The 23,822-nt window shown below is 52.9% G+C and carries 20 protein-coding genes; 7 read left to right on the top strand and 13 right to left on the bottom strand.

The window, feature by feature from the left end; all coding sequences use genetic code 11:
* Nucleotides 1-306: 306 nt before the first annotated feature.
* The 4 genes from O0S09_RS07965 to larB form a co-directional block, all read right to left on the bottom strand.
* A complete protein-coding gene (locus O0S09_RS07965; protein ID WP_268923440.1) occupies nucleotides 307-1,452 on the bottom strand; it encodes a DUF362 domain-containing protein in 1,146 nt (381 codons plus the stop codon).
* Nucleotides 1,449-2,864, bottom strand: a complete 1,416-nt coding sequence (locus tag O0S09_RS07960) for an MFS transporter (protein ID WP_268923439.1) — start codon at nucleotides 2,862-2,864, stop codon at nucleotides 1,449-1,451. The genes O0S09_RS07965 and O0S09_RS07960 overlap by 4 nt, the downstream gene beginning before the upstream one ends.
* Before the next feature lie 82 nt (nucleotides 2,865-2,946).
* Nucleotides 2,947-3,453, bottom strand: coding sequence for a nicotinamide-nucleotide adenylyltransferase (locus O0S09_RS07955; RefSeq protein WP_268923438.1), 507 nt, complete (start codon nucleotides 3,451-3,453; stop codon nucleotides 2,947-2,949).
* Nucleotides 3,450-4,217, bottom strand: coding sequence for a nickel pincer cofactor biosynthesis protein LarB (gene larB, locus O0S09_RS07950; protein WP_268923437.1), 768 nt, complete (start codon nucleotides 4,215-4,217; stop codon nucleotides 3,450-3,452). Before larB ends, O0S09_RS07955 begins: the two co-directional genes overlap by 4 nt.
* A 109-nt stretch (nucleotides 4,218-4,326) precedes the next feature.
* On the opposite strand from larB, the gene O0S09_RS07945 reads away from it, so the two are divergent.
* The 3 genes from O0S09_RS07945 (at nucleotide 4,327) to O0S09_RS07935 (ending at nucleotide 8,811) form a co-directional block, all read left to right on the top strand.
* Entirely contained in the window at nucleotides 4,327-5,613 is a 1,287-nt protein-coding gene (locus tag O0S09_RS07945) for a Fic family protein (protein WP_268923436.1), read from the top strand.
* A 123-nt stretch (nucleotides 5,614-5,736) separates the two neighbouring features.
* Nucleotides 5,737-7,353 (top strand): dicarboxylate/amino acid:cation symporter, encoded by a 1,617-nt coding sequence (locus tag O0S09_RS07940; RefSeq protein WP_268923435.1) that lies wholly within the window; start codon nucleotides 5,737-5,739, stop codon nucleotides 7,351-7,353.
* Nucleotides 7,354-7,422: 69 nt separating this feature from the next.
* Nucleotides 7,423-8,811, top strand: coding sequence for a chloride channel protein (locus O0S09_RS07935; protein ID WP_268923434.1), 1,389 nt, complete (start codon nucleotides 7,423-7,425; stop codon nucleotides 8,809-8,811).
* A 220-nt stretch (nucleotides 8,812-9,031) separates the two neighbouring features.
* On the opposite strand, the gene O0S09_RS07930 is transcribed toward O0S09_RS07935, so the two are convergent.
* The 3 genes from O0S09_RS07930 to O0S09_RS07920 all read right to left on the bottom strand — a co-directional run bounded on the left by O0S09_RS07930 (nucleotide 9,032) and on the right by O0S09_RS07920 (nucleotide 12,763).
* Nucleotides 9,032-10,126, bottom strand: a complete 1,095-nt coding sequence (locus O0S09_RS07930) for a glycosyltransferase (RefSeq protein WP_268923433.1) — start codon at nucleotides 10,124-10,126, stop codon at nucleotides 9,032-9,034.
* Between the two features lie 137 nt (nucleotides 10,127-10,263).
* A complete protein-coding gene (locus tag O0S09_RS07925; protein WP_268923432.1) occupies nucleotides 10,264-11,718 on the bottom strand; it encodes an MBOAT family O-acyltransferase in 1,455 nt (484 codons plus the stop codon).
* Nucleotides 11,699-12,763, bottom strand: coding sequence for an SGNH/GDSL hydrolase family protein (locus O0S09_RS07920; RefSeq protein WP_268923429.1), 1,065 nt, complete (start codon nucleotides 12,761-12,763; stop codon nucleotides 11,699-11,701). Before O0S09_RS07920 ends, O0S09_RS07925 begins: the two co-directional genes overlap by 20 nt.
* A gap of 103 nt (nucleotides 12,764-12,866) precedes the next feature.
* Between O0S09_RS07920 and O0S09_RS07915 the strand changes: the two genes are divergently transcribed.
* Nucleotides 12,867-13,214 carry a ribbon-helix-helix protein, CopG family gene (locus tag O0S09_RS07915; RefSeq protein WP_268923428.1) on the top strand — a complete coding sequence of 116 codons (348 nt, stop codon included), beginning with the start codon at nucleotides 12,867-12,869 and terminating at the stop codon, nucleotides 13,212-13,214.
* A gap of 298 nt (nucleotides 13,215-13,512) precedes the next feature.
* Here O0S09_RS07915 and O0S09_RS07910 read toward each other — a convergent pair whose 3' ends face one another.
* The 5 genes from O0S09_RS07910 to O0S09_RS07890 form a co-directional block, all read right to left on the bottom strand.
* Nucleotides 13,513-13,926 carry a hypothetical protein gene (locus O0S09_RS07910; protein WP_268923427.1) on the bottom strand — a complete coding sequence of 138 codons (414 nt, stop codon included), beginning with the start codon at nucleotides 13,924-13,926 and terminating at the stop codon, nucleotides 13,513-13,515.
* 46 nt (nucleotides 13,927-13,972) lie between these two features.
* Nucleotides 13,973-16,420 (bottom strand): CDC48 family AAA ATPase, encoded by a 2,448-nt coding sequence (locus tag O0S09_RS07905; protein ID WP_268923426.1) that lies wholly within the window; start codon nucleotides 16,418-16,420, stop codon nucleotides 13,973-13,975.
* Nucleotides 16,421-16,538: 118 nt separating this feature from the next.
* Nucleotides 16,539-17,117, bottom strand: a complete 579-nt coding sequence (locus O0S09_RS07900) for a 5-formyltetrahydrofolate cyclo-ligase (protein WP_268923425.1) — start codon at nucleotides 17,115-17,117, stop codon at nucleotides 16,539-16,541.
* A gap of 713 nt (nucleotides 17,118-17,830) precedes the next feature.
* The gene (locus O0S09_RS07895; protein ID WP_268923424.1) at nucleotides 17,831-18,835 is read right to left on the bottom strand and encodes a type IV pilin N-terminal domain-containing protein; all 1,005 of its coding nucleotides are present in this window, start codon (nucleotides 18,833-18,835) and stop codon (nucleotides 17,831-17,833) included.
* A gap of 454 nt (nucleotides 18,836-19,289) precedes the next feature.
* The gene (locus tag O0S09_RS07890; RefSeq protein ID WP_268923423.1) at nucleotides 19,290-20,912 is read right to left on the bottom strand and encodes a putative manganese-dependent inorganic diphosphatase; all 1,623 of its coding nucleotides are present in this window, start codon (nucleotides 20,910-20,912) and stop codon (nucleotides 19,290-19,292) included.
* Nucleotides 20,913-21,219: 307 nt separating this feature from the next.
* On the opposite strand from O0S09_RS07890, the gene O0S09_RS07885 reads away from it, so the two are divergent.
* The gene (locus O0S09_RS07885; protein ID WP_268923422.1) at nucleotides 21,220-21,510 is read left to right on the top strand and encodes a UPF0058 family protein; all 291 of its coding nucleotides are present in this window, start codon (nucleotides 21,220-21,222) and stop codon (nucleotides 21,508-21,510) included.
* 7 nt (nucleotides 21,511-21,517) lie between these two features.
* Here O0S09_RS07885 and O0S09_RS07880 read toward each other — a convergent pair whose 3' ends face one another.
* On the bottom strand, nucleotides 21,518-22,321 hold the full coding sequence (locus O0S09_RS07880; protein ID WP_268923421.1) for an ATP-grasp domain-containing protein: 804 nt from the start codon (nucleotides 22,319-22,321) through the stop codon (nucleotides 21,518-21,520).
* Nucleotides 22,322-22,433: 112 nt separating this feature from the next.
* Between O0S09_RS07880 and pyrB the strand changes: the two genes are divergently transcribed.
* Both pyrB and pyrI read left to right on the top strand, forming a co-directional pair.
* The gene (pyrB, locus tag O0S09_RS07875) at nucleotides 22,434-23,348 is read left to right on the top strand and encodes an aspartate carbamoyltransferase (RefSeq protein ID WP_268923420.1); all 915 of its coding nucleotides are present in this window, start codon (nucleotides 22,434-22,436) and stop codon (nucleotides 23,346-23,348) included.
* The gene (gene pyrI / locus O0S09_RS07870; protein WP_268923419.1) at nucleotides 23,345-23,812 is read left to right on the top strand and encodes an aspartate carbamoyltransferase regulatory subunit; all 468 of its coding nucleotides are present in this window, start codon (nucleotides 23,345-23,347) and stop codon (nucleotides 23,810-23,812) included. Before pyrB ends, pyrI begins: the two co-directional genes overlap by 4 nt.
* The last annotated feature ends 10 nt before the right edge of the window (nucleotides 23,813-23,822 follow it).

Genomic DNA, 23,822 nt, shown 5'->3' with positions numbered 1-23,822 from the left:
TGCAGGATAAGGGATGAGTGGGAGCTTCGCGAGCATTTGCCGTCGCGCTTGCGACAGCAACGCCGCCCGCCCAGCTCTGGGCGGGATGGCGAGCGACGAAAAGCAAATGCGACGAGCGAAGCTGGCGGAGCGAAGCGACGCATCTGCGAAATCTCGCGTTCTCTTTTCCCATCCTACCCACTCACCACTCCCCCACCAACAGCTTCCAGAAAAAACTCCGAAGTACTTTCGTCACATCAGATCGAAAAAGGGGACGAGAGATGCATGCGGGAGAGAGAATCTCAGGACCGATCAGGCAGCACCGTTTCAGTTTTGGACAGAGCGGAGCAGTCTGCTGATTGCTCCGTGTTTCAGATCAATTGCCCGCTCCCGACACATCTCATGGCAGCAGTAGCAGCGAATACAGCGTGAGAGATCAAACACCGCCTTCCCGTTCCGGAGAACAACCGCATCCTTCGGGCAGATGCGGACGCACTGCCCGCACGCCGTGCACCGTTCGGGAACCGCATGCGGGGCCGGAGCATAGAGTCGTCCGGCCTTCTGCATGCGGGAAAGAAGCATACGGCGAACCCGGGTATTCTTCTGCGGTCCGGCATAGGTTGGCGGCAGTGCAAAACCCGCGACCGGCACCACTGCATCGCCGGTCTCTTCGACACCATCCAGCAGACCGCGTCTGCGTGCCGCAGCGGTTGTTGCAATCTGATCCGGGTCCATGCCGATCAGCCGCTGTGCGGAAACGTCCAGCGCATATACCGAGCGGGAAGCCAGTATATATCCGCAGAACTTCGGATCTCCCCCCATAGGCCCGTTTCCTTCCATCCCGCAGACCGCATCCATTATCACAAAGTCCACACCTGCCAGCTCGTTCAGGTCAATCAGCATCTCCGAAAAATCCTCCTGTGCCGGAAACCGCGAGTGGAACACGGGTTTGTTCAGACCCGGAATCATGCCGAAGGTATTCTTCACACCGCCGGAGAACTTCGTAAACATATGTGTCTTCAGTTTGCAGACCGAGAGTATCACATCCGCATCACGAGCCGGATTGATAAGCGTAAATCGTTTCATCATCACCCCGTCCGGGAATGAGATTTCCGCCGAACCGGTATCAAACGAGAGTTCCGCACCGGTTTCCGCTGCAACCCGCGTCATCCCGGAACGATCATAGATGCGCCGCAGGGTTCTGGGGGTGTAGAGGTGTCCCGCACCCGGACTGTCTGCAATGAGGGGGACGCCGCCCGCATCCTGTACCATCCGGCAGACCGCATACACTATCTCCGGATGAGTTGTAGCCGCAGTTTCCGGCCCCATATCCGACAGCAGATTCGGTTTGATCAGGACCCGCTTTCCGGCAAGCGGCGGCAGCCCTCCGACAGCCTCCGTCGCTTTTGCAACCGCGAAAGCGACCGCATTGCGATCATACGAACCGCACCGTGCAGCGCCGACAACGGTCATTGTCTATCCGACGACTTCTGATCCAAAACGACAGCCGACAGGATCACTGCCAGTACCGCAAGACCAATTCCCGCAAGAACCGTGAAATGGAATCCGGTCATGAACGTTGCAAGCGGAAGATCCGCAAACGCGATAACCGTTCCGTCCGGGGATGTTGCGAAGGTAAAGATCGTTGCGTAGAGTGCAGTTCCGACAACGCTGCCGAGATAGATGCAGACCGCCATCAGAGATGAACCCGTTCCCCGCTCGCCTTCCGGTGCGTGCTCCACAATCCTGCTCGCCGCAGGTCCGCCTGCCAGACCCCAGAGGATGCCCATCAGTATCAGGGCACAAAGCAGCGGCAGAATGCCCATCTCCGGAAAGATCACCGCATAGATCAGATTGAACGCCACCAGTATGACACAGGCTCCAATTGAAAAACTCCGGCGGCCTGTCCGGTCCGACCATTTGCCGATCGGAATGCCGAGGACTGCGGTCAGTGCCGGAGGGATCAACAGATACATGCCGCTTGCTGCTGTGTCAAACTGCATTCCGGTGCTGAGATAGAACGGCAGGAGATACAGTACGCCCATATACACCACGTTGATGATCAGAAACGCAATGACCACCGCAGAGAACCGCCATTTTGCAAACACCCGGACATTGATCAGAGGAGTTGCGCACCGCAGTTCCCGCAGGGCAAACAGTACTGCAAACAGCATGCAGAGAACTGCGCAGGCGAGGATCTGCGGGTTGGTTGTGCCCAGATGCGGCAGCCGTTCCAGTGCGTAGATGCCAAACGCCATCAGGGCAAACAGGAGGACCGCACCCAGGAGATCGAACGGTTTCTTCTCGGCCGGACCATCTTTGGGAATCACCCGCAGGGCAAACGGAATTGCGGCGATGCCTATCGGGATGTTGATTAAGAAGATCCAGTGCCAGGAGAAATAATGGGTGAGAATACCGCCGAGTGCGGGGCCTGCGGCAAATCCAATGGAGCTTGCCATGGTGAGAACACCGAGTGCCAGGCCGAGCATCTTTGCCGGAAGACACTTGACACAGAGCATGGGAGCGGCGGCGGCGATCATGGCGGCGCCGACTCCCTGAAACATGCGGGCAGCAAGGAGCCAGGAAAGATCCGGCGAGAGACCGCAGACCGCAGAACCTGCGGTGAAGATGACGAATCCTCCAATGAACACTTTGCGAATGTGGCCGCGGTCGGCAAGTTTGCCGAAGACGAGGAGAAAACCCGCCATCATCAAAAGATACATGATGACAACCCAGGCAATGGTGCCGGTATCGGTTCCGAAGTCCGCGGCGATGACCGGCAGAACGACATTGACGATGGAGCCGTCAAGGCCGTCCATGACAACGCCGATAGCAACGGCGGTGAGGAGGAGTTTCTGATAGAGGGGATTTTCAATGACTTTCATACGGGGAGGTCCGTCACAATTTTCAGATGTAGTGCTGTCTGTATCTACATATAGCTTTCCGTCGCGGTTCGTTCAAAAAAAGTTAATCGGTTTTTGCGATCTGCTGGATGCGGTCGATGCCGTGAATTTCCCGGATGACGTCTGCAACTTCTGAGGGGACGCATTCTTCCCATGCGTCACCTGCAATCATGCGGGCACGGATGGCGGTGCCGGATAGGGTTTCCCGCCGGTACATGGGGGGCGAGGTGACCCGGATACCTGCTTCGCGGAAGAGTTCGATGACGAGCGGGTTTCCGGTGTAGACGATGTCAAACGGCGGGGTCATGGATTTGACGTGGGCGACCCAGAGGGCGTTTCGCTTGACATCCTCCAAGGGAATAATATAGACGGGGATGTTGATGTCTTTGAGGGCACGGCTGATCATGAGTACCCGTTCCCCTGCGGTGAACGGGTGGCGGAGGTCGTGGCTGATCTCGGCGCTGCCGATACCGATGATGAGTTCATCGACTTCGTCGGCGATACGTTCGATGACGGATTTGTGACCGTTGTGATACGGCTGAAATCTTCCGACGTAGAGTCCGCGTTTCATTTGGTTCCTCCGATGAGTGCTGCGGTACGGGCGGCGACTGCTCCTGCGGTGAATCCTGCGTCGATGTTGACGACCGTTATTGCGGCGCAGGACTGAAGCATGGAGGCGAGGGCAGCTTCGCCGTGACCCATGTAGCCGTAGCCGGTACTGACGGGGACGCCGATGACCGGTTTGTTGACGAGGCCCGCGACGACGGAGGGGAGGGTTCCTTCGCGGCCCGCACAGACGACGTAGATGTCTGCGTCCCGGAGTTTTTCGAGCGCCGGAAACAGTCGGTGGATTCCGGCAACGCCTACGTCGTAGGCTGTCAGGACAGATGCCCCCATCTCTTCGGCGATGGCGCGGGCTTCCTCGGCAACACGGATGTCGGAGGTTCCGGCAGTTACGATTGCAACCGTTCCGCCCGAGGGGGCCGGAACGGTGCCGTCCGAGAGGATGAGGATGCGGCAGATCTCGCGGTAGTCGGCGATGATGCCGTCCGGGAGATGCGCGAGAACGGCCTGTACCTGTTCGGGGCTGATGCGGCTTGCGAGAACACGGCCTGCAGCCCGGACGTAGCTGTGCATGATTTTTACCAGCGCGTCGGTGTCTTTTCCTTCGGCTAAGACAACCTCCGGGATACCGCAGCGGTCTGCACGATTGAGGTCGAGGTTGGCAACTTCGTCGACGGGAAGACTGCTGATCAGCTGCCCGGCGGCGGCAGGGTCGAGCGTGCCGCATCTGACCTGCTCAAGGATTTCCGGGAGGGTGTGGTGATCCGGCATTGTTGTACTGGTATAATAGGGCGGCAGGGGATATTAGGGTGATCTCTTTTTGGAAGAGCATATTTATGAACTACTAATTTCAATAAGTTAGTAATTGAAAAATACTACTATGAAAACAGATACTTCCTCATCCCCCCCTGATGCGGATATGCAGGAACTTGCAAAAGAGATACAGCGTATCAATGAGTATGGGAATTATTATACATACGAAGAGCTTCGCTACCGCGTAAAACCGGATGCTGCAGACCGGATATGGCAGATGATGAAACTTGCACGCCATCTCGCATCACAGCGGCTGCCCTTTGATCCAATTGAGATACGCTATGTACTGACCGGAGAAATTGCAAGAGAACTGTATCTGTGTGATCAGGATCTTTCCAGGATTTTGGATCTGGGAAAAAAAACACTCGACACAATGTCTGAGTACATCATTGAGGCATTCTCCGATGAAGCAATTTATTCCAGCAGACTGGAAGGCGCAGTAACTACGGAACTGGTCGCCAAAAATATGCTGCGGAAAAATATTCCTCCCAAAACAAAGGACGAACAGATGATTGTAAACAATCATCACGCAATGCAGTTTATCCGGGACAAAAAAGATATTTTGCTTACTCCTGAGTTTCTCTGTGAACTTCAGCGGATTGTAACAACCGAGACCCTGAAGGATGAGCATCAGTCAGGAACGTTTCGGACAACCGACGATGTTGCGGTTGTGGAAGGACGGTCGGGAAAAGTTGTTCACTATCCTCCGAAGGCAGCGGAGCTTCCCGCCCTCATTCAGGCTGTCTGCGATCTGGCGAACCGAGATCGGGAAAACAGTACTGCTGATTCATTTGTTCACCCGATCATTGTCGGGATTGCACTGCATTTCCTCATTGGGTACATCCATCCGTTTTACGATGGGAACGGTAGAACCGCGAGGACGCTGTTTTACTGGTATGTGCTTTCCCGGGGCTACCGGCTGTTTGAGTACATTCCGATCTCAAAAATTATCACCCAGGCTCCGGCACAGTACCGGAACGCTTACACTGCAACGGAAGAGGATGCAATGGATCTTACCTACTTTATCAGATATACTATCCACTGCATCCAAAAGGCACGGGAAAAACTCACTGAGCATCTGCACAATGAGAGAGAGAGGATAAGTAAAGCAGATCGTCTGATTGATGCTTTACCGGATCTGACAAAGCGGCAGGGACAGATCCTTCGGTATATGCTGAAGTATAAGGATGAGGAGTTCGGGATCCGGGAAATTGCAGACAGATTTTCCGTTGCCTATCAGACTGCAAGAACTGATCTGATGCATCTGGATGCACGGGGATATGTGCGGATGAAAAAACGGGGAAAAGCTCAGTATTACAGAGTGAATACAGAACACCCATTCGCCAGAGAGTAATCATTTGCAATTACTTTAGAATTACTAACTTGTGTCAAATTAGTAATGTACCTGCAGATTCCCCAAACCCGCATCCAATAAATACCAGCACAGAACATTCTTACTCACACAACCTCAGTATCCATGCAGCTCGACATTGCCCCAAAAACCCTCACCTACCGTCTTTCGGAAACCGCGGTCACCGAGATAAGCTCGCTCACCGCAAAGACCCTCAAAGAAGGACAGATCGGTGCTGACGACGCCAAGAACTTACAGATAGCCGTCGAGAAAGTTCTCCTCAAATGGCTCGCTGTCCTCGGCGAAGGAAGCGAATGCACCTTCCGCAGCGGACGACGGCTGGGCCGCCAGTACATCACCATGGCCGTTCCCGGCCCCAAAGTCAACCCCTTCGGCGGTGAAGAGGACTGCGTCTTAACCGGCGGAAACTCCGTGCAGACGCTCCTTGCAAACATCGGTCTTGTTCCGTCCTACCACTACGTCAACGGCGAAAACCAGATCGCCCTCATGCCGAAGCGGAAAAAGATCAACCCTCTCATCTATCTTGTCTGCTCCGTCATTGCCGGACTCCTTGCCGGACTCGGCTGCCGCATGCTTCCGGCAGACATCTCCCACGCTATCGGCACGGGAGTGGTCACCCCGCTCTTTGATACCTTTATCGGCGTCCTCATCGCAATCGCACTCCCCATGATGTTCCTCTCGCTTCTGTGGGGTATCTACAGTATCGGCGACACGGCAACCTTGGGCAACATCGGCAACAAAGTCATCGGCAGATACTTCGGGCGCATCTACTTCACCCTCGTCGTCTGTACGGTTGTATGCCTCTTCTTCTTCCCCGTAGCAATCTCCGGCGGGTCGCAGAGCGCCGGAGAGTTCCAGGCAATCTTTGCCATGCTCCTCTCCATCATCCCCGCAAACATCGTCACCCCCTTTGCCGAAGGAAACACCCTCCAGATCATCTTTCTTGCCGTCGTCTTCGGTCTTGCAATGCTCATTCTCAACAAAAAGATCCCCGCCATTGTGCAGTTCGTCGGCCAGGCAAACACCCTCATTCAGCTGGTCATGGAGTGGATCACCTCCCTTCTGCCGATCATCATCTTCATCAGCATTCTGCATCTCATGCTCACCGACATCGAAAACCTCGGCGACCTCTGGAAACTCTTCGCCGTCATTGTACTCTGTGTCATCGTCAATCTCCTCCTCATGGGAGGGGGCGTTGTTCTGGGAAGAAGAATCTCGCCGGTTGTCCTTGCCAAAAAACTTCTGCCGTCGTTCCTCATCGCCCTTACCACCGCATCCTCCGCCGCAACGTTTTCGACCAACATGGAAACCTGCGGCAAAAAATTCGGTATCTCCTCCCGGCTCGTCAACTTCGGGGTGCCGCTCGGCACCGCATTCTCCCGTCCGGGCCACGCGGCAATATTTTTCTGCGTCTGTCTCTTCATGGCAGACTACTATGCAGTTCCCATCACGCTCTCGTGGATTTTTATGGCAATCCTCACCTCAGGACTTCTGGCACTCGCCGTCCCGCCCGTTCCCGGCGGAGGAATCGCCTGTTACTCCATCCTCTTCCTCCAGCTCGGCATCCCGGTCGAAGCTCTCGGAATTGCCGTGGTGCTGGAGATTCTGCTTGACTTCCTCAGCACTGCCCTCAACATGGTGGCCGTTCCTATCGATATGGTTCAGGTCGCCGCAAAACTCGACATGCTCGACGAAGAGGTACTCAAAAACAGTTCTGCGTGAACAGTTCAAGTCCTCTCCTTTTTTATAACCGCAGGAGAAAGTATCAGATTACATGCGGGGATGGAATGTGTGAGCGAAAAGAAGTGTGAGAGTTCCTTTAGAAAACTGATTCTGATTGGGGTGACGGTCGGTGTCATCTCAGGATTTGGGGCGTATCTCTTCTTCAAAGGTCTTGAGTACAGCACAGCATTTGTCATGGAGATTCTCTTCGGTGCAGACCTTCCCCTCGAAGGTCAGACTGCGGCAGAGATTGCCGGATGGACAGCCCCGCCAGTTGTCTGGCTGATTCTTCCTATCCTCTGCGGAGGCGCTCTCCTCTCCGGCCTCATCGTGTACTTCTTCGCCCCGGAAGCCGAGGGCCACGGAACCGACGCGGCGATTCGGGCGTATCACGGCGACGGAAAAATCCGCTGGCGGGTTCCGATCGTCAAGGCAGTTGCTTCCATCATTACGATCTCAACCGGAGGGTCTGCGGGGCGGGAAGGGCCGACCGCCCAGATAGCCGCAGGGTTCGGGGCGTTTATTGCAGACGTGCTGCACCTCTCGCCGCGCGAACGAAAAATAGCGATTGCAACCGGTATCGGTGCGGGTATCGGTACGATCTTCAAAGCTCCGCTCGGCGGCGCAATTCTCGCCGCCGAGATTTTGTATCTGCGAGACTTTGAGGCGGACGTGGTTATGCCGTCCTTCCTTGCATCCATCATCGGTTATTCCATTTTTGGGTTCTTTGAAGGGTACGCGCCGATCTTCGGTGCGGCTTCGCTCGTCTGGTCGGTCGCACAGATTCCGCTCTTTCTTCTCCTCGGCGTCCTTGCCGCAGGGGTCGGCATATTTTATGTGAAAACATTTTACGGAACAAAGGCGGTCTTCGACCGGGTCGCCGTTCGGTATCACATTCCAAAATATGCAAAGCCGGTTCTGGGTGCATTCCTGATCGGTGTTCTGATCATTGCTCTATCGTATCTTTCGCCGGAGATGATGATGGTGGGACTGGCCAGTCTTGGCAGCGGATACGGGTTTGTGCAGATGGCGATGTACAATATGCTGCCGCTGTCGGTTCTGATTCTTCTGCCGATTGTAAAAACCGTGACCACCTCCCTTACGATCGGGTCGGGCAGCAGCGGCGGGGTGTTTGCACCCGGGCTTGCGGTCGGCGGGTTTGCGGGCGGGGCGTTCGGGATGTTTCTGCATCTGATTCTGCCGGAACTTGTGCCGCTTGCGAGTGTGCCGGCATTTGTGATCATCGGGATGCTTGCTCTGTTCGGCGGGATTGCCCATGCTCCGATTGCGATTATGATTATGGTTCTTGAGATGACCGGGGACTTTTCGCTGTTTGTTCCGGCAATGGGGGCGGTGGCTGTTGCGTATATGTTGATCGGCAAACAGACGATCTTCCATGAACAGCGTCTGTGCCGGGAGGAACCGGAGGAGTACTGGGACGGACGGCACACGAAGTGAGTGGTTCGTGAACTCAGAGTTCAGAGTTCATTTCATTTTTTTGAAAATGAGGTGACGGAGATTTTTTCCCTTCTCTCTTCCCCGACAGGGGGAGATCGAATTTTTTTCTCTTGTGGTATAGATATGGTGTTAGGTATATAAATAGATACGTTCTGTCCGAAATGAAAAAACAGACCTGACTGCTTTTATTTCAAATTGGAATGAGTTCTGAACTCTGAACTCATGATGAGTGCAGACTTTCCAGAATCCCGCGGACGGTTTCCCGTCCGTCCAAGGCGGAGAGCAGCTGCCGCAGGTCGGGAGGGGTGAGTATGAGGGCTTGTGCGATTGCCGTGTCGAGTTTTTCTTTGGTGACGGCATTGCCAAGGATCATGATGCCGGATCCCATCTCCTCGATTTTTTTCGCATTGTTCCACTGTTCCGGATGATAGGGATCAATGATCATGACGACCGGTTTTCCCAAAGAGAGGGATTCCATCAGGGAGGTGAGGCCGCCGTGCAGAATCGCCACGCGGGATTTGGCAAGGTAGGGCTGGAGATCGGGAACGTAGCCGAATGTCCGGAAGTTTTGGGTGTTTTCCGGCAGGCCGGGGGTGGTGGAGAAGACTTCGAATCTGTGGTCCGGCATGTCGTCTGCAATTTCGCGGAGCATGGCATACAGCGGGAGTTTGAAGGGTTCACCGCCAAAGCTTGCGAAGATGGTTTCCTCTGAAAGCGGGACGGTGCCGGGGTCCCGGTCAAGGATCGGGCCGATAAACCGGTAATGATCGATCTCTGCTTCGGGGATTGCAAAGTTGTAGCCGCTTATGGTATCCGGAGGGGGGAAGTCGGGTACGATGACGATGTCGGGAACTTTCTGGAGATATTTTTGTACAATCCTGCTGAGATAGGTCCAGTATGCGGCGTCCGGGGATGCGGCGGCGGCAAAGGTATTCTGGTTGGTGATGAATGCGTTCGGGATGCCAAGAGATTTTGCGGCGTATCCTGCGGCATACATGGTGTCGGCGACAAGGAGATCGAAATGATGCTCGGTGAGCAGTCTGCGGGCGTCGCGGTAGGAGTGCAGGAGGGATACCGGGACGGTTTTGGAGAGCCAGAGGGTTTTTGCGAGGCTGAAGAGGCCGTCGTCTCCTCCAAGCGTGACCTCGCGGCTGATTTCGTGGACGGGAAATCCCTGTTTCTGGATGAAGTCGTGGGCTTTGCCGTAGGAGGCAAATGTGCAGGTGTGGCCGTGCTGGGCAAGGTATGCGGCAAGTTTTGTTGAGCGTGATGCGTGACCGAGTCCTTCGCCGCAGACGGCAAACAGGATGTTCATCGGATTCCCCGGCGGTTTGTAGTGATGGTTATGAATTCGTCCCCCTCTTACCTGAATCTCATTTCTTTTGCAACCACATAGTTTTTCGGGTGCAAAGGGTGTTGACTGAAAACAGGAATGTGATCCTGCGCTGTTATTCAGAATGCGAAGTAGATGAACTCCGGTGTTTCCGGGGGTGAGAGCAGCAGGATGGCAAAGCCAAGAACGGCGATGTAGAGTGTCCAGTAGAACGGCCGCAGCCGTGCACAGAACGAGAGGTAGTCATAGACTGCTGCGGTTTTGGCAAATTCTGCGAGGCGTTTGTTTGTCATGACAACAAACGCAAGGAGGATCAGCCCCGCACCGCCAAGGACGGCAAGTCTGGTGAAGGTGGAGAACTGGAAGTCAAAGAAGAGGATCTTCTGCATGCAGATGAGGAGATCACCAGGGCTGTTTGCCCGGAAGATCATCCAGCCGAAGAAGACAAGTGCCTGCGTGATGAGTATCTTCGTCAGCAGTCCTGTGTTGGATGCGAGGAATGTACTGGTAACTCCGATCTTTTTCTCTCCGATGAAGTAGCGGTGGAGAAGAAGAAGCAGGCCGTGATAGCCTCCCCAGAGGACAAAAGTCCATGCGGCTCCGTGCCAGAGGCCGCAGATTACCATGGAGGCGAGGAGATTTGCGTAGGTGCGCACGTGTCCTTTGCGGTTGCCGCCGAGCGGGATGTAGACATAGTCGCGGATGAAACGCGAGAGGGTCATGTGCCATTTTCTCCAGAAGATCTGGATGTTTGCGGCGAGGTAGGGGAGGTTGAAGTTCTCCGGGATTTTAAATCCGAGACAACGTGCGCAGCCGATCGCGATGTGGGCGTAACCGGAGAAGTCGCAGTAGATCTGGATGCCGAAAAGAATGGTGCCGAGAATGATCCATACCGAGGTTGCGGTCTCCGGCGAGGAGAAGACAAAGTCAACCCGGCTTCCGAGGTTATCGGCGATGACCATCTTCTTGAAGAGCCCCCAGACAATGAGAGTTATCCCTACCTTCAGGTTGTCGCCGCTGATATGGATTTTCTCGCGCAGCTGCGGGAGAAATTCGCTTGCCCGGACGATCGGGCCTGCAACGAGTGCCGGGAAGAAGGCGATGAAGAGCGCATATTTGTGAAGATGCGGTTCGGGTTCGAGTTTGCCGAGATAAATGTCAAAGATGTAGCTGAGTGCCTGAAAGGTGAAGAAGGAGATTCCAACAGGCAGGAGTACCTGCAAAAGGGGAACGGAGACGGTAATGCCGGCTGCGCCCAGCAGGGAGTTAATTGATGCAATGCCGAAGTCGATGTACTTGAACCAGCCGAGGATTGCAAGCGGGATGAGTGTGCCAAGGGCAAGCCAGCATTTTTTCCGGCGGTTTGTTTCTGCGGTAAAGATTTTTGCACCGCAGAAGAAGGAGGCAAGGGTAACAAAGACCAGCAGCAGAATGTGGATGGAACCGGAACACCAGTAGAAGTAGTAGCTTGCGGCGAGGAGCAGACAGTGCTGCCAGAGTTTTCTGCGGAGCAGTTCGGTTGCAATGAGAACGACGGCAAAGAAGATGAGGTACTCAGGTGTAGTGAACAGCACCGGATTCCACCTCCGAGATTATGAGTTTGGCCATGTCTTGGGAAAAGAATGTTCCACCTTCAAGCGATGCATGATGACTGTCACGGAAATATTCCTCATCATAGGCAAATTCCATATCATACCACTTCGCTCCGGTTTCATTGAGAAGATCAAAAAAATTCTGTCGGGATTCATCGGTGATCTTTTCCGAGAACAGAGGATGTAATGGCATGTTGATGAGAACAACAGGGATACCGGCATCCTGCAAGGTCTGAACATTGTATATCAGTGCCTGTTTATGACGTGTCATCTCAGCGGGAACTACCGGACGCCATTTATCAGAAGGATCATTTGCTTGTTTTTGAATATCCTCTGCCAAGATATTTGCCGTACGCCGATCGTTTGAAATAACAATGAATGGATCTTTTGCATAACTGATTCCATCATTTCCCCACGTATCTCTATACGGCATCAGAACACTGCGAAGAAAACGAACTTTGTACCTCAAGTCCGGCTTCTGTTTCAGATCGTGTAGTTCCTCTGGAGAATAGAATTGAGATGCGTTAGAATTGATCCTCAGTTTCTCATTAACAAGTATAACCGTTTCATCAACCCATTGCTCATCCGTTACACTTCTGTAGGTTACACCAATTACCACGAAAGACGGATGAGATTCAATGATATTTTGAATCTGGGGTAAACGACGCAGTGGTGTATCACCATCCATCAATAGATTATAGGTAGAGATGTTGTATCCTGCATTCTGTAAATACTGATCAATTTCCCGGCAGTGAACCGCATCACCGACAACAGAACTACCAATAAAATAGACGGCTGTTTGAGTTGATCCGATATCCTGATCATAGAAGTCATAAAGCTGGTAAATCTGTTTTGTTTGGAGGTATTCGTCAATTACCGGCTCAGCTGCATACATTCCCACAACAAACAACACTCCCGCAATCAAAACTCCGGCAAGAACACAGACCACAACAGTTGTTCGTGACACGCCGTCCTCCTTCGTAAGTTTGGTATTCACTGCACCCCATTTGTCCATCTTTTCACCCATAATAAGATATCCAATGGTTTTCAAATAGAAATGCAATGGGTTTCATTAAATAGATGTCGGTTTGCCAAGGCTAATCCCTGCCTCGCATCTACCATATATTTGCATGACGCGGGGTGTCAGAAATACGGTAAAACCGGAGCAGATCAGCCTTCGCCTCCCGGCAGCCATGATCAAAGAACTTGATCAGCTCAAGGAAAAAGAGGGCACCGATCGCACCGCAGTGATCGTCCGAGCGCTGAAGTACTGGATAAGCGTCGAAGGCAACATCACCACCGACGCAGAATATCTCAATCGCCTGACACAAATGGAAACAGAACTCGCTGACGTTCGTGACTCACTCGCAAAAATAACTGCCCAGTACGAAGAAGAAGCTGTGGCAAAACGGGAAATCATCTCCGAACTCCAGAAAACCATCAACACCCTCCTGCGGATGCTGCCGAAGGAAGACTGAACATCTCCCGAAGAATATTATTAAAATAATTATAATTTGCATAATCATTATTTCAATAATAATTCAGGATGGCAACATGAAATTTATCGGACGAAAAGCCGATCTTCATCGATGAAGACATCAGCCGCAAACTTTTCTGAGAATTCTGCGGCAGAAAAAAAATTTCTTTTAATCTCTTACGTGTCGGCCTTTTCTCTGCAACCGGCTTTGACGTGCGGCTCAGAGAGCTGGCAAAACAAAGTCCAGAACTGTATCTCATTGAAAGAAAAGATATTGCGGAGTAAACCTCCACAAACAATTACTCTTCAGTATTTTTCTTAAAGCAGATGACCTCAAGCACACCGTTGTGCAGATGTGTCTCCGTCAAGGACGGATCGATCTCCGCTACCGGAATCACCGCCGAGTACTCACGGCGGGCTCCGGCATTCAGCTGCAGTTTCCCGTCCTGATATGCGATAAAGAAATCATCCGGACACTCCGGCGGAAGCTCCGTCTGAATAATAATCGTTCCCGCATCCTCAAAAACCTCCAGGGGAATCGTCTTCGGCTGAGGATTGACAGGGGCCAGATGAATCGTACCCCCGTTTAAGACAAACTTTACTCCCATGATCGGCGGGAGCTTCTCCTCGCCCTCGCCGGAAACATGAGCAGTAATGATCTGATGGATAATATCCATCAGATCCTTGTAGGCATCGTCCGATGACTCCGGCATAGTTGTATCACTTCCGAAACCGAAAGGGGAATCATCGTCCCCCCTCTCAGTTCTCTATGCTTTTAGTTATCTCTTTGATTGCGCTAAAGTCTTTCTGATGACGCATCAGGAGACGGTCAAGTTTTTCTGCCTGCTCCTTCTTTTCTGCATCCTCATCCGTCTTGTACTCAGCCATCTTCAGGGCAGTCATCGCCTTGTCCAGAACTGCACGCTCCTCCTCATTGAACCGGTACGGCCAGGAATCGCGTTCCGCGGTCCTGCGGCCTTCCTTGTCCAGCGACGGGCGGACGCGCTTTAAGGCCTCATCGAAGTGACGCTTGTAGATCTTCACCGAACCTACGGCAAGTTTGATCTCCTCTGCCTCGCGGCCTGCCATTGCTTTCACAAACTCGCGGATCGCAACCATCTTCGCCTCACGGACAAGAGCCTCAATGTCTGCACCCACGAACCCGTCGGTTGCGGCAACCAGATCATCCACGTTCAGATCCTCGGCCAGCATATCCGAAACGCCCTTGAGGTACACCGCAAGAATCTGCTTTCTGCCCTCCTCATCCGGCGGCGGCACAAAGATGTGCTGCTCCAGCCGTCCGGGGCGAAGCAGAGCCGGATCGATCATATCAGGACGGTTGGTCGCACCGATCACAACCACGTTCTTCAGCTCCTCCAGACCGTCAAGCTCGGTCAGGAACTGACTGACCACGCTCTCGGTTACATGGGACGAACCCTCGTAGCTTCCCCTGCGGGGAACAATCGAGTCTATTTCATCGAAGAAGATGATCGACGGCGATGCAAGCCGGGCCTTCCGGAAGATCTCCCGCACGCCCTTCTCGGACTCGCCGACCCACTTCGACATCAGTTCAGGACCTTTGACTGCGATGAAGTTGCACTCCGACTCGTTGGCAACCGCCTTTGCAAGCAGCGTCTTACCGGTTCCGGGCGGCCCGAACATCAGGAATCCCTTCGGCGACTTGGTGGCAAACTGCTTGTACACATCCGCATACTTGAGCGGCCACTCAACTGCCTGCTGGAGCTCCTCTTTCACGCCGTCAAGTCCGCCGACGTCCGACCAGTGAATGTCCGGCACCTCGACAAGAACCTCCCGCATCGCGGAGGGCTGCACCATCTTCAGTGCTGCCTCAAAGTCCTCGGCGGTGACCTTCAGACCTTCGAGCTTCTCCTTGGAGATGGTCTCATCCGGATTCATGCCCGGGAACTCACGGCGCAGTGCGTGCATGGCGGCTTCCTTGACCACGAGGGCAAGGTCAGCACCGACAAATCCGTGGGTGGTGTTGGCGTACTTGTTGAGGTCAACGTTTTCGGCAAGCGGGACGTTGCGGGAGTGAATCTGGAGAATCTCCTTTCTTCCGTCTTTGTCCGGCACGCCGATCTCGATCTCCCGGTCGAACCGTCCTCCCCGGCGAAGAGCTGGGTCAATTGCGTCCGGCAGGTTGGTTGCGGCGATCACGATGACTTTGCCACGGCTCTTCAAGCCGTCCATTAAGGACAGCAGCTGGGCAACGACACGCCGCTCCATCTCGCCTTTGGACTCCTCACGTTTCGGGGCAATGGAGTCAATCTCATCGATGAAGATGATTGCCGGGGCGTTCTCTTCTGCCTTCTGGAAGATCTCGCGGAGTTTTTCCTCGGAGTCACCGTAGTACTTCGACACAATTTCGGGTCCCGAAATTGTGTCGAAGTATGCGCCCGCTTCGTTTGCAACCGCACGGGCAATCAGGGTCTTACCGGTTCCCGGCGGACCGTAGAGCAGGACGCCTTTTGGCGGTTCGATGCCGAGTTTTTCAAACACTTCGGGGTGACGGAGCGGATACTCAATCATCTCCCGAACCTGGGAGAGTTCCCGGCCAAGACCGCCGATATCTTCATAGTGGATATTTCCGGCGGATTTTCCTTTCGGGGCATCGTCTCCTTTATAGACGGCGTCTTTGTAGTGGACGGCGGTCTGCGATCCGATAATGGCAATGTCGCCGGGCGAGACGTCGGAGATGACGAATGCGTAGTATTCGGTGCTGTAGCTGGAGAAGCCTCCCCATCCGGAGAAGAAGGGGTCTTCGTTCCGCGTCTGGGTTGCGAGCGGAATCTGGATGATCTGGCCTTTGGCGATCGGTTTTCCGGCGTACTGCTGTACGATGAACTGTTCCAGCTGGCGGCTGTCGAGTTTGATACTCTGGGCTGCGGGCTGGATGGTGATTTTGGATGCGGTCTGCGGTTCGGTCTTTTCGACCATGACGGTGTCGCCGATACCGGCACCTGCCGCACGGCGGGTGTCGCCGTCTATTGCAATGCCGCCCGAACCGGAGAGGGCGGACCGCATGACTTTGGCAACGCCGGTGCGTTTGCCGGTGATCTTGACGAAGTCGCCGGAGTCAACGCCGAGTTTGGCCATGACGTCGTTGTTGATTCTCGCGTATCCGCGCCCGACATCGCTGCTGTCTGCCTCCTGTACAATTAATGGAAGAGTTATTGGATCTGTCATTGAGTTTATCACCTGTAATTTTCTTGTTTACTCTACGTAAGCATTATGTGGTATTTAAAATATTTGTGTGGGCAAAAAATTGCGGCGAGTAAAAAGAGATTTATAGAACTGCAATGCATCAAAGTCGCGGGCGCGCAGGATTGCAGGTGATAAATCCGTTTTCGGTGACAATCCAGTCCATTTTGCGGTCGAAGGGGTCGGCGGGAATGGCGGGAACTTCCTGGCATGCGTAGGCAAGGCCGATACGGGGAATGTCCGGGTAGGCTTCAAAGAACCGGTCGTAGTATCCCGCTCCGTAGCCGAGCCGGTTGCCGCTCCGATCGAATCCGACGAGGGGCATTAAGGCGATCTCGATCTTTTCAGCGGGCGCTGGGATTTCGGTGGAGAGCGGTTCGGGGACATGGAAGGTTCCGGGTTCGAGGTCGGCGACATTTTTCAGGTAGGAGAGACGAAGTGTTTTGGTGTCGGTCTGGATGATGGGGACGATGACGGTTTTTCCTTCTTCGAGAAGGCAGTTAATGATGACGAGCGATTCCACTTCGGGTTCTTTGGAGACGTAGGCGAAGACCGTTTGGTAGGGCTGGAGAAATTTTTTGAGGTGGGTTGTGATATAGTAGCTTTTTTCGCGGCGTTCTTCGAGGGTCAAAGCGTCGCGAACGGATTTGAGCTGGTTCCGTATCTCGGCTTTGTCGGGCATAGATGAATAGTTTACCGGGACGGGGGATAAATATTCGGGTGAGGATGAAAAAGAGAGGGACGTACACAATGGAAGAGTCATTCATCCATTGTGTCAATACTCCGGCGAACTTCCCGTGCAGTATACCCGCGTCCTTCACGGATATCAGTTCTCACGGCTTCAATTCTGCTGATATCTTCCGGAGTAAGTAAGTTCGTCCAGAGATGTTTCTGCGGTAGGGCAGACGATAAACTCTTCGTCGCTCGTGTCCTCATCAGTTTTTATTTTATCAAGGGTTATTGTTCTGTATTTAGTCATCATTGTATGTTTGCCCACTGTGCATGAAATAAATTTGTGTGATGAGGAAATTGTGATGTGACGAAATGATTTCAAGGTCTTTTTGAAAAAACTGTGTACTGCTTGGTGTTTTTTGCACAGTGCCGAAGACACCACTCAATCGCTTACCATTTCCCAAAAATGAAAGTAAAAACGTTCGTGACGTAACAAGTGTAAAGCCATAGAATGGATTTTTTAGAGACCAGAATAGTTTCTGCCATTGAGGAACGCCGTGCAAGCTCTATTCATAGAATATTCAGGAATAAAGAATGCACGCTCATTATGAAAAAGTGTACACGAAACATTCTGAACAGATAATGATATCTGGAGGTAACTTTTTCATATGTTTTGTGCGTGGGGATCTCTTCATCTGCGTTTTCTATGTGTAAATTTATTTATCAGGAATTACGTATTCCAACCAAATTCCAGTGCGCTTCATTTATTTTTGTTGACCACGAATCGTTATCAGATATTTTCCCACCATACCAAACATAAAGAACCCCATCATCATCTTCAAATAATGTTCCTGCTTCTGGAGCTTTCCCCGGTTTCCACTTTGGTCCTTGAATAATGTCCGTACTGTTACGTATATTTGTAAAATCCATTTTGAACATGCTACTTGGTAGTCTTGCTACATAGTCCTCAATGGAGATGTGATTTTCGCCATCCGTTTTGGATAACCATGCATTAGACCATCCAATGTACCAGTATTCCTGATGCCCAGTATTATTTACAACCTGCTTTTGTCCAATATTTATACCATTTTTCGAACTATTCCTTGCCATTTCCAACAATTCCTCCCATGTTGTATTTACATACATAGTATATTTCATCCCAGGTTGTATTGGGGATATCGGCAGATCCTCCCACACATCCGGCACCATATCCCCAACCGGCAGCACCATTGCATTCACTCCCCGCCACAGCAATGCAGGATTACCACGGCTGTCCAAGCCGACAATCGACAGACCCTCAAGCTCATCAAACTGAATCCGGTCCCCGGTTTCCCACACATCCTGTTCCTCAAGAGATGCTGCCTCAGTACTTCCGCCCTTTATCAGCTGAAAATTCGGAATCAGCATCATCCCTTTATCATAAAACACCAGACTCTTCAGCGGCAGCGCATCCCCGCCCGCATGATAAAGACTCTTTCCATCCGCCGACGCCTGAAACCGTACGTCCGGCAGTGTCCCCGACGCATCCCCCAGCGCCGCAAACATGGCAATACTGATGATAATCCCCGCTACCGCCACCATGCCAATCAGCATCGCAACGGCAATTACCGGAGTAACCCCGTCATCCGGTACATGCATTACCGTTCTCCGGCTTTTACTCCCCGCTTTCTGTTTTCTCAATCCATTCTTCGTGCCAGAGACACCATACAGCCGCAGACAATCGTCCATCAATACATCTCCTCTGAAAATTCAGTCAGCTGTTTCTCCGCAGAAACCGGTTAGAAAAAATGCTGATTGAATCCTCTCTGAGTAGGATGTAACCTGTAATTTTCTTTGAACAGTTTTTTTAGAAAGTATGCAGGATTTGAACAGCAGTTTTCTAAAAAATTGGATGTCTATGATCAGGCAGTATGTTTGTCATCGTACACGGAAAAAGGCAGTTTGAAAAGATTCTGCGAAACAAGAAACGAAACCGCAGGGCGTGTAATACGCGGTTACATAATCCGGTTCCCACAGACAAAAGACGCCACGCAAGCACACACGAAAAATCATACTGCAAAAGCGAAAACATCCTGCCGGGTTTTCACCTTTGCAGGTAGATTAATATTCAATTATGTACTACATCCTACTCAGAGAGGATGTAGCACAGCCGCGAAAAAATATCGGGGAGAAACCTGCCCCGTTACAAAATATTTGCCAGAATCCGTCCGAAGTGCGGCACGAAATCCTTCTTCCTTGAGACCACACCCTCAAGATGCAGAGGCTCTTTTCCCCAGTGCATCTTCAGCATCGTCGCCTCATCCGCTACGGCAAACATATCCGACCCCATCTCCGCAACACTCGTATACAGCGCAATATACATATCCGGAGCGTTCGGCTGGAGCATCTTCTCCCGAAGCGCCGCATAAATATCAGCCGACGCTGCACGGGCATACTCATAGGACGGCGTCAGAATCTGGGCAACCACCACCCGTTTGCCGGACAGCGTGTACTCCTTCGTATCCCGGTCAAGCAGCTCCGTCTGGGAAACGCCTGACAGAGACATTCCCTCAGCAATCAGCTCCTGCGCATAGGCCTCCGGATCAACTCCCGCAATCTCCGCAAGGAACGACACCGCCTCCTCATCCAATTTTGTCGTCGTTGACATCTTCAGACCGAGCGTATCGGAAAGAATGCCCGAAAGCAAAGCACCGGCAACTCCCTTCTCCGGCCGCATGCCCGACTCCATAAACCTGCGTGTCACAATCGTCGACGTAGACCCTACCGGCTCCATATCAAACCGGATTGGCCGGAGCGTCGCCATAGCCCCCAGCCGGTGATGATCGATGATCTCTATGATGTCAGCCGTCTCAATACCCTCAACCGCCTGACTGTACTCATTGTGATCCAGCAGAATCACCGACTTGGCCACATCCTCCATCAGCGAGTTGCGGGAGATCGTACTGATCAGCATCCCCGCATCATCCACCACACAGGCAGTCCGGTACTTGGAGTTCGAGACCAGCTGTTTCACGTACTCCAGCGTATCGTTCGTGTGCACTGTCGGAACATCCGTCGCCATGATCATCTCGGCAGGGAGTGTCAGGTGAATCATCTTTGCAACGCCGAACGCATCAACATCCGTGGACAGAACCGTCACCCCGCGTGCCTCAGCCGCCGAGAGCAGCCGCCCGCCGACCGGAGCGGAGTCCGCAATAATCAGCGCCGCAATTCCCGCCGACACCAGCGCCAGCTGGGTCGGCTCATCATCCCCGACGATGGCAATATCCTTTGCCGTGATACGGGAAAGGATCACATGCAGTGCATCAATCGAAATGTACACCGACCCCTCAAGCACCTCGTGTTTCTTCACGCGGACATCCGCGGAAAGAATCCGTGCCAGCGTATCGACCGGCATCGGCGACATTGTTAAGTTCTCCCGCTTGATCGTACTCACATAAGCGCGGGCAAGACCATGCTCACTCACGAGACCGATCAGTTTACCGGTACTGTCGGTGATCGGAAGATTCCGCAGATCGTTTGCGTCCATCGCCTCGATCACATCAATCGTCGGCGTACTTGCCGTCGCACTCTGCGGATACGTGAACGCAATATCCGCGACAGACGGCTCAACACTGAGAATAAGTTCGGGCGCTTCCACTCCGAACTTTTCCAAAGCATAACGGGACTCGGCGTTCAGGTCGCCGCAGCGGGCGGCGATGTACTGGCCGGAACCCTGTTTATTGAGGTAGGCGGCATACCCTATCACACTGCAGATACTGTCCGTATCCGGGTGGCGGTGGCCGATAACGTAGATGGATTTCACAGCTGCTCCTGAAATACTTCATTACGTATTTGTGCGACAGAGAGATAGGTATTGTGCCCCGGAATTGCTATTTCTAATCTGGTGTTCCTCCGCTCCGCCTTGGACGGAGCGGGGGAACACCAGAGAAATGCACAATTCCGGCGCACTCGCCCCTTTCGGGGCTGCGGAAATCAACGGTTGATGACGGAGTGGGGAGATGAACGAGAACTGACGCAAGGCTGAAGAACTCTCCATGGGGAAGAAGAAATCGTGACGGCAGGGGAGGGGCAAATGCTTATGGTGCTATACCTCTTACGTTAATGGCACAATGCATAAGGAAGAACTCATCGAACTGCACCAGATATTTTATGATATTAAGGAATACTTTGAATCGATCAACCCGGATCTGAAATTTCCGCAGTACACGGCTCTGAAGATCCAGCCGGATCAGATTAACCGCAGTAAACTTGAGCACAAATACGCAATCTTCATCCTCGGTTCAGAACTTGCTGCATCCATGAAAGAGTTTGAGACCATCTCTTCCCGCGGCATTCCGACCCGTATGAAGGAACTTGCGGAAAAGACGCTCAAAGAGATGGAGTCGGAACGCGAACACTAAAAAAATATTATTTTCTTCCTTCTTTTTCCTGCTCGACCAGATACTCGGCCAGCAGTCGCGGAATGGGGGCTGTCATACAGTGCCAGTTCGGGGTTCCGTTCACCTCAAGAACCGTGTAGCCGCCGTCGTCCAGCGGCAGAAGGTCGACGCCGCAGTAGTCAATCCCGACGGCAGTGGCGGCAGCTTCTGCGGCGGCCCGCATATCCGGCGGAATCTCCACGGCACAGCCGCAGCCGCCCTGATGGATGTTGTGGGTGAGATGCGCCGACTCCCGTTTGATTGCGCCGACCGCTTTTCCTCCGATGACAAAAATGCGGTAGTCGCGATCGTTTCTGACGTACTCCTGCACGTAGTACGGGGGAACTTCGGTGATCTGATCAACCGACTCAAAGAGATAGATGCCGTTTCCGTCAAACCCGTAAACGGGTTTGTACACAGCCCGCCCGCCGTGGGCCGCGAGGAACTCGGCGACGACCGATTTGTCATTCGTAAAACAGGTGTCAGGACTCGGCGCTCCGGCATGGATCAGTTTTGCGGTGGTGGTGACTTTGCTTGCGCAGGTGGCGATTGCTTCCGGCGAGTTGATCACATGGTTTGCAAGTTCGAGAGCTTTCAGAAGTTCAAACTGCACGCCGTCCTGACGAATCCCGCAGGCCCAGATGGTTTCTCCTTCGACCGGAAGATGGAACGGATCGACCGCAGCGAGATCAAGGACAGCGAAGGGTACGCCCATTTTTTTCAGTTCCGTCATCACCATGCCGGTTGAGTTGTCATCCGGGGTATCGGTGGGTTTGGGAATTATATGAATCATTGTCACTTCTGTATGCAGGGGAAAGAGATTAAGGATTTCTTTCGACGTTGAGACGACCATTATTTATCCCTCACCGGACAAATACAGATACATCAGAGTTGGTCGATCTCACATGACATATGATCAAAAAAATATCCTGTCTGTACGGGACATGGACCGTGAAGAGATAGACGCTCTTCTCACTGCTGCAGCAAAGTTTGATCAGAATGCGTTCACGGGGCATGAACTTGAGGGAAAAATTCTTGCAGTGCTCTTTTTTGAACCCAGTACCCGGACCAGAATGTCGTTTTCGTCGGCGATGATGCGGCTCGGCGGAAAGATTCTGAATCTCGGCAGTGTGGAGGCGTCGTCAATTGCAAAAGGTGAAACGCTTTCCGATACCATCCGTGTTATCTCCGGGTATGCGGATGCGATTGTGCTCCGGCACCCAAAGGAGGGCGCTGCCCGGCTTGCAAGCGAGGTTGCGAGTGTGCCAGTAATTAACGGCGGCGACGGAGCGGGACAGCACCCGTCGCAGACGCTTCTGGATCTGTTTACGATCCGCAAGTCGATGCGTCTGGAAAATATTGATGTGGGGTTGCAGGGCGATCTCCGTTACGGCAGAACAGTACATTCCCTGGCGGATGCGCTGACGAAGTACAATAATATCCGGCTGCATACGATTGCGCCGGAAGGGCTGGATCTGCCGAATCATCTGAAGCAGGATCTTGCCGATGCGGGGATGGAGATTATTGTGCACGAGAGTATTGAAGAGACTATCCCCGAGCTTGATGTGTTGTATGTGACACGGCTGCAGCGGGAACGGTTCCCGGATCCGGCAGCATTTGCAAGTTTTGCGGCAACGTACCGGGTAACGCCGGAACTGCTGGAACGGGCGAAGCCGTCGATGATTGTACTCCACCCGCTGCCGCGGGTGGATGAGATTGATCCTGCGGTGGACAATCTGCCGTGTGCGAAGTACTTCCAGCAGGCGCATTACGGTGTCCCGGTGCGGATGGCGATGTTACATGAGGTGATGAGTCCATGAAACGATCGGTTTCGGAAGGGATTGTGATCTCGCCTATCAAAAACGGTACGGTAATCGATCACATTACGCCGGGCGAGGGGCTGACGGTGATCCGTATTCTCGGGATTCAGGACGGGACGAATGTGACGTTTACGGTTGCGACGAATGTGACGAGCAGCCGCGGCGGCAGAAAGGATATGGTAAAAATCGAGAACCGCGAGCTGGTGAAGTCGGAGGTGGATAAGATTGCGCTTATTGCGCCGGATGCAAAGATCAGTATTATCCGGGAGTTTAAGGTGGTTGCCAAAAAGCCGGTGGAGGTTCCGTCAGATATCGTGGGCGTGATTAAGTGCCCGAACCCGAACTGTATCAGCAATACCCGTGAGCCGGCACAGAGCAGGTTTGTGGTGCATCCGCGGGGGTTCCGCTGTCAGTACTGTGATACGATTATTTCCCGCGAGATGGATATCGGGGATTACATCTGATCTTTTTTTC

The sequence above is a fragment of the Methanocorpusculum vombati genome, assembly GCF_026891935.1.
Taxonomy (GTDB): domain Archaea; phylum Halobacteriota; class Methanomicrobia; order Methanomicrobiales; family Methanocorpusculaceae; genus Methanocorpusculum; species Methanocorpusculum vombati.
This window is presented reverse-complemented; position numbering and strand designations above follow the sequence as displayed.

Excerpts from the sequence above, each read along its gene's own strand:
- O0S09_RS07965 (WP_268923440.1), bottom strand. The coding sequence starts at position 1,452 with ATGACCGTTGTCGGCGCTGCACGGTGCGGTTCGTATGATCGCAATGCG.
- O0S09_RS07960 (WP_268923439.1), bottom strand. The coding sequence starts at position 2,864 with ATGAAAGTCATTGAAAATCCCCTCTATCAGAAACTCCTCCTCACCGCC.
- O0S09_RS07955 (WP_268923438.1), bottom strand. The coding sequence starts at position 3,453 with ATGAAACGCGGACTCTACGTCGGAAGATTTCAGCCGTATCACAACGGT.
- larB (WP_268923437.1), bottom strand. The coding sequence starts at position 4,217 with ATGCCGGATCACCACACCCTCCCGGAAATCCTTGAGCAGGTCAGATGC.
- O0S09_RS07945 (WP_268923436.1), top strand. The coding sequence starts at position 4,327 with ATGAAAACAGATACTTCCTCATCCCCCCCTGATGCGGATATGCAGGAA.
- O0S09_RS07940 (WP_268923435.1), top strand. The coding sequence starts at position 5,737 with ATGCAGCTCGACATTGCCCCAAAAACCCTCACCTACCGTCTTTCGGAA.
- O0S09_RS07930 (WP_268923433.1), bottom strand. The coding sequence starts at position 10,126 with ATGAACATCCTGTTTGCCGTCTGCGGCGAAGGACTCGGTCACGCATCA.
- O0S09_RS07920 (WP_268923429.1), bottom strand. The coding sequence starts at position 12,763 with ATGGGTGAAAAGATGGACAAATGGGGTGCAGTGAATACCAAACTTACG.
- O0S09_RS07915 (WP_268923428.1), top strand. The coding sequence starts at position 12,867 with ATGACGCGGGGTGTCAGAAATACGGTAAAACCGGAGCAGATCAGCCTT.
- O0S09_RS07910 (WP_268923427.1), bottom strand. The coding sequence starts at position 13,926 with ATGCCGGAGTCATCGGACGATGCCTACAAGGATCTGATGGATATTATC.
- O0S09_RS07905 (WP_268923426.1), bottom strand. The coding sequence starts at position 16,420 with ATGACAGATCCAATAACTCTTCCATTAATTGTACAGGAGGCAGACAGC.
- O0S09_RS07900 (WP_268923425.1), bottom strand. The coding sequence starts at position 17,117 with ATGCCCGACAAAGCCGAGATACGGAACCAGCTCAAATCCGTTCGCGAC.
- O0S09_RS07895 (WP_268923424.1), bottom strand. The coding sequence starts at position 18,835 with ATGGACGATTGTCTGCGGCTGTATGGTGTCTCTGGCACGAAGAATGGA.
- O0S09_RS07885 (WP_268923422.1), top strand. The coding sequence starts at position 21,220 with ATGCATAAGGAAGAACTCATCGAACTGCACCAGATATTTTATGATATT.
- O0S09_RS07880 (WP_268923421.1), bottom strand. The coding sequence starts at position 22,321 with ATGATTCATATAATTCCCAAACCCACCGATACCCCGGATGACAACTCA.
- pyrB (WP_268923420.1), top strand. The coding sequence starts at position 22,434 with ATGACATATGATCAAAAAAATATCCTGTCTGTACGGGACATGGACCGT.
- pyrI (WP_268923419.1), top strand. The coding sequence starts at position 23,345 with ATGAAACGATCGGTTTCGGAAGGGATTGTGATCTCGCCTATCAAAAAC.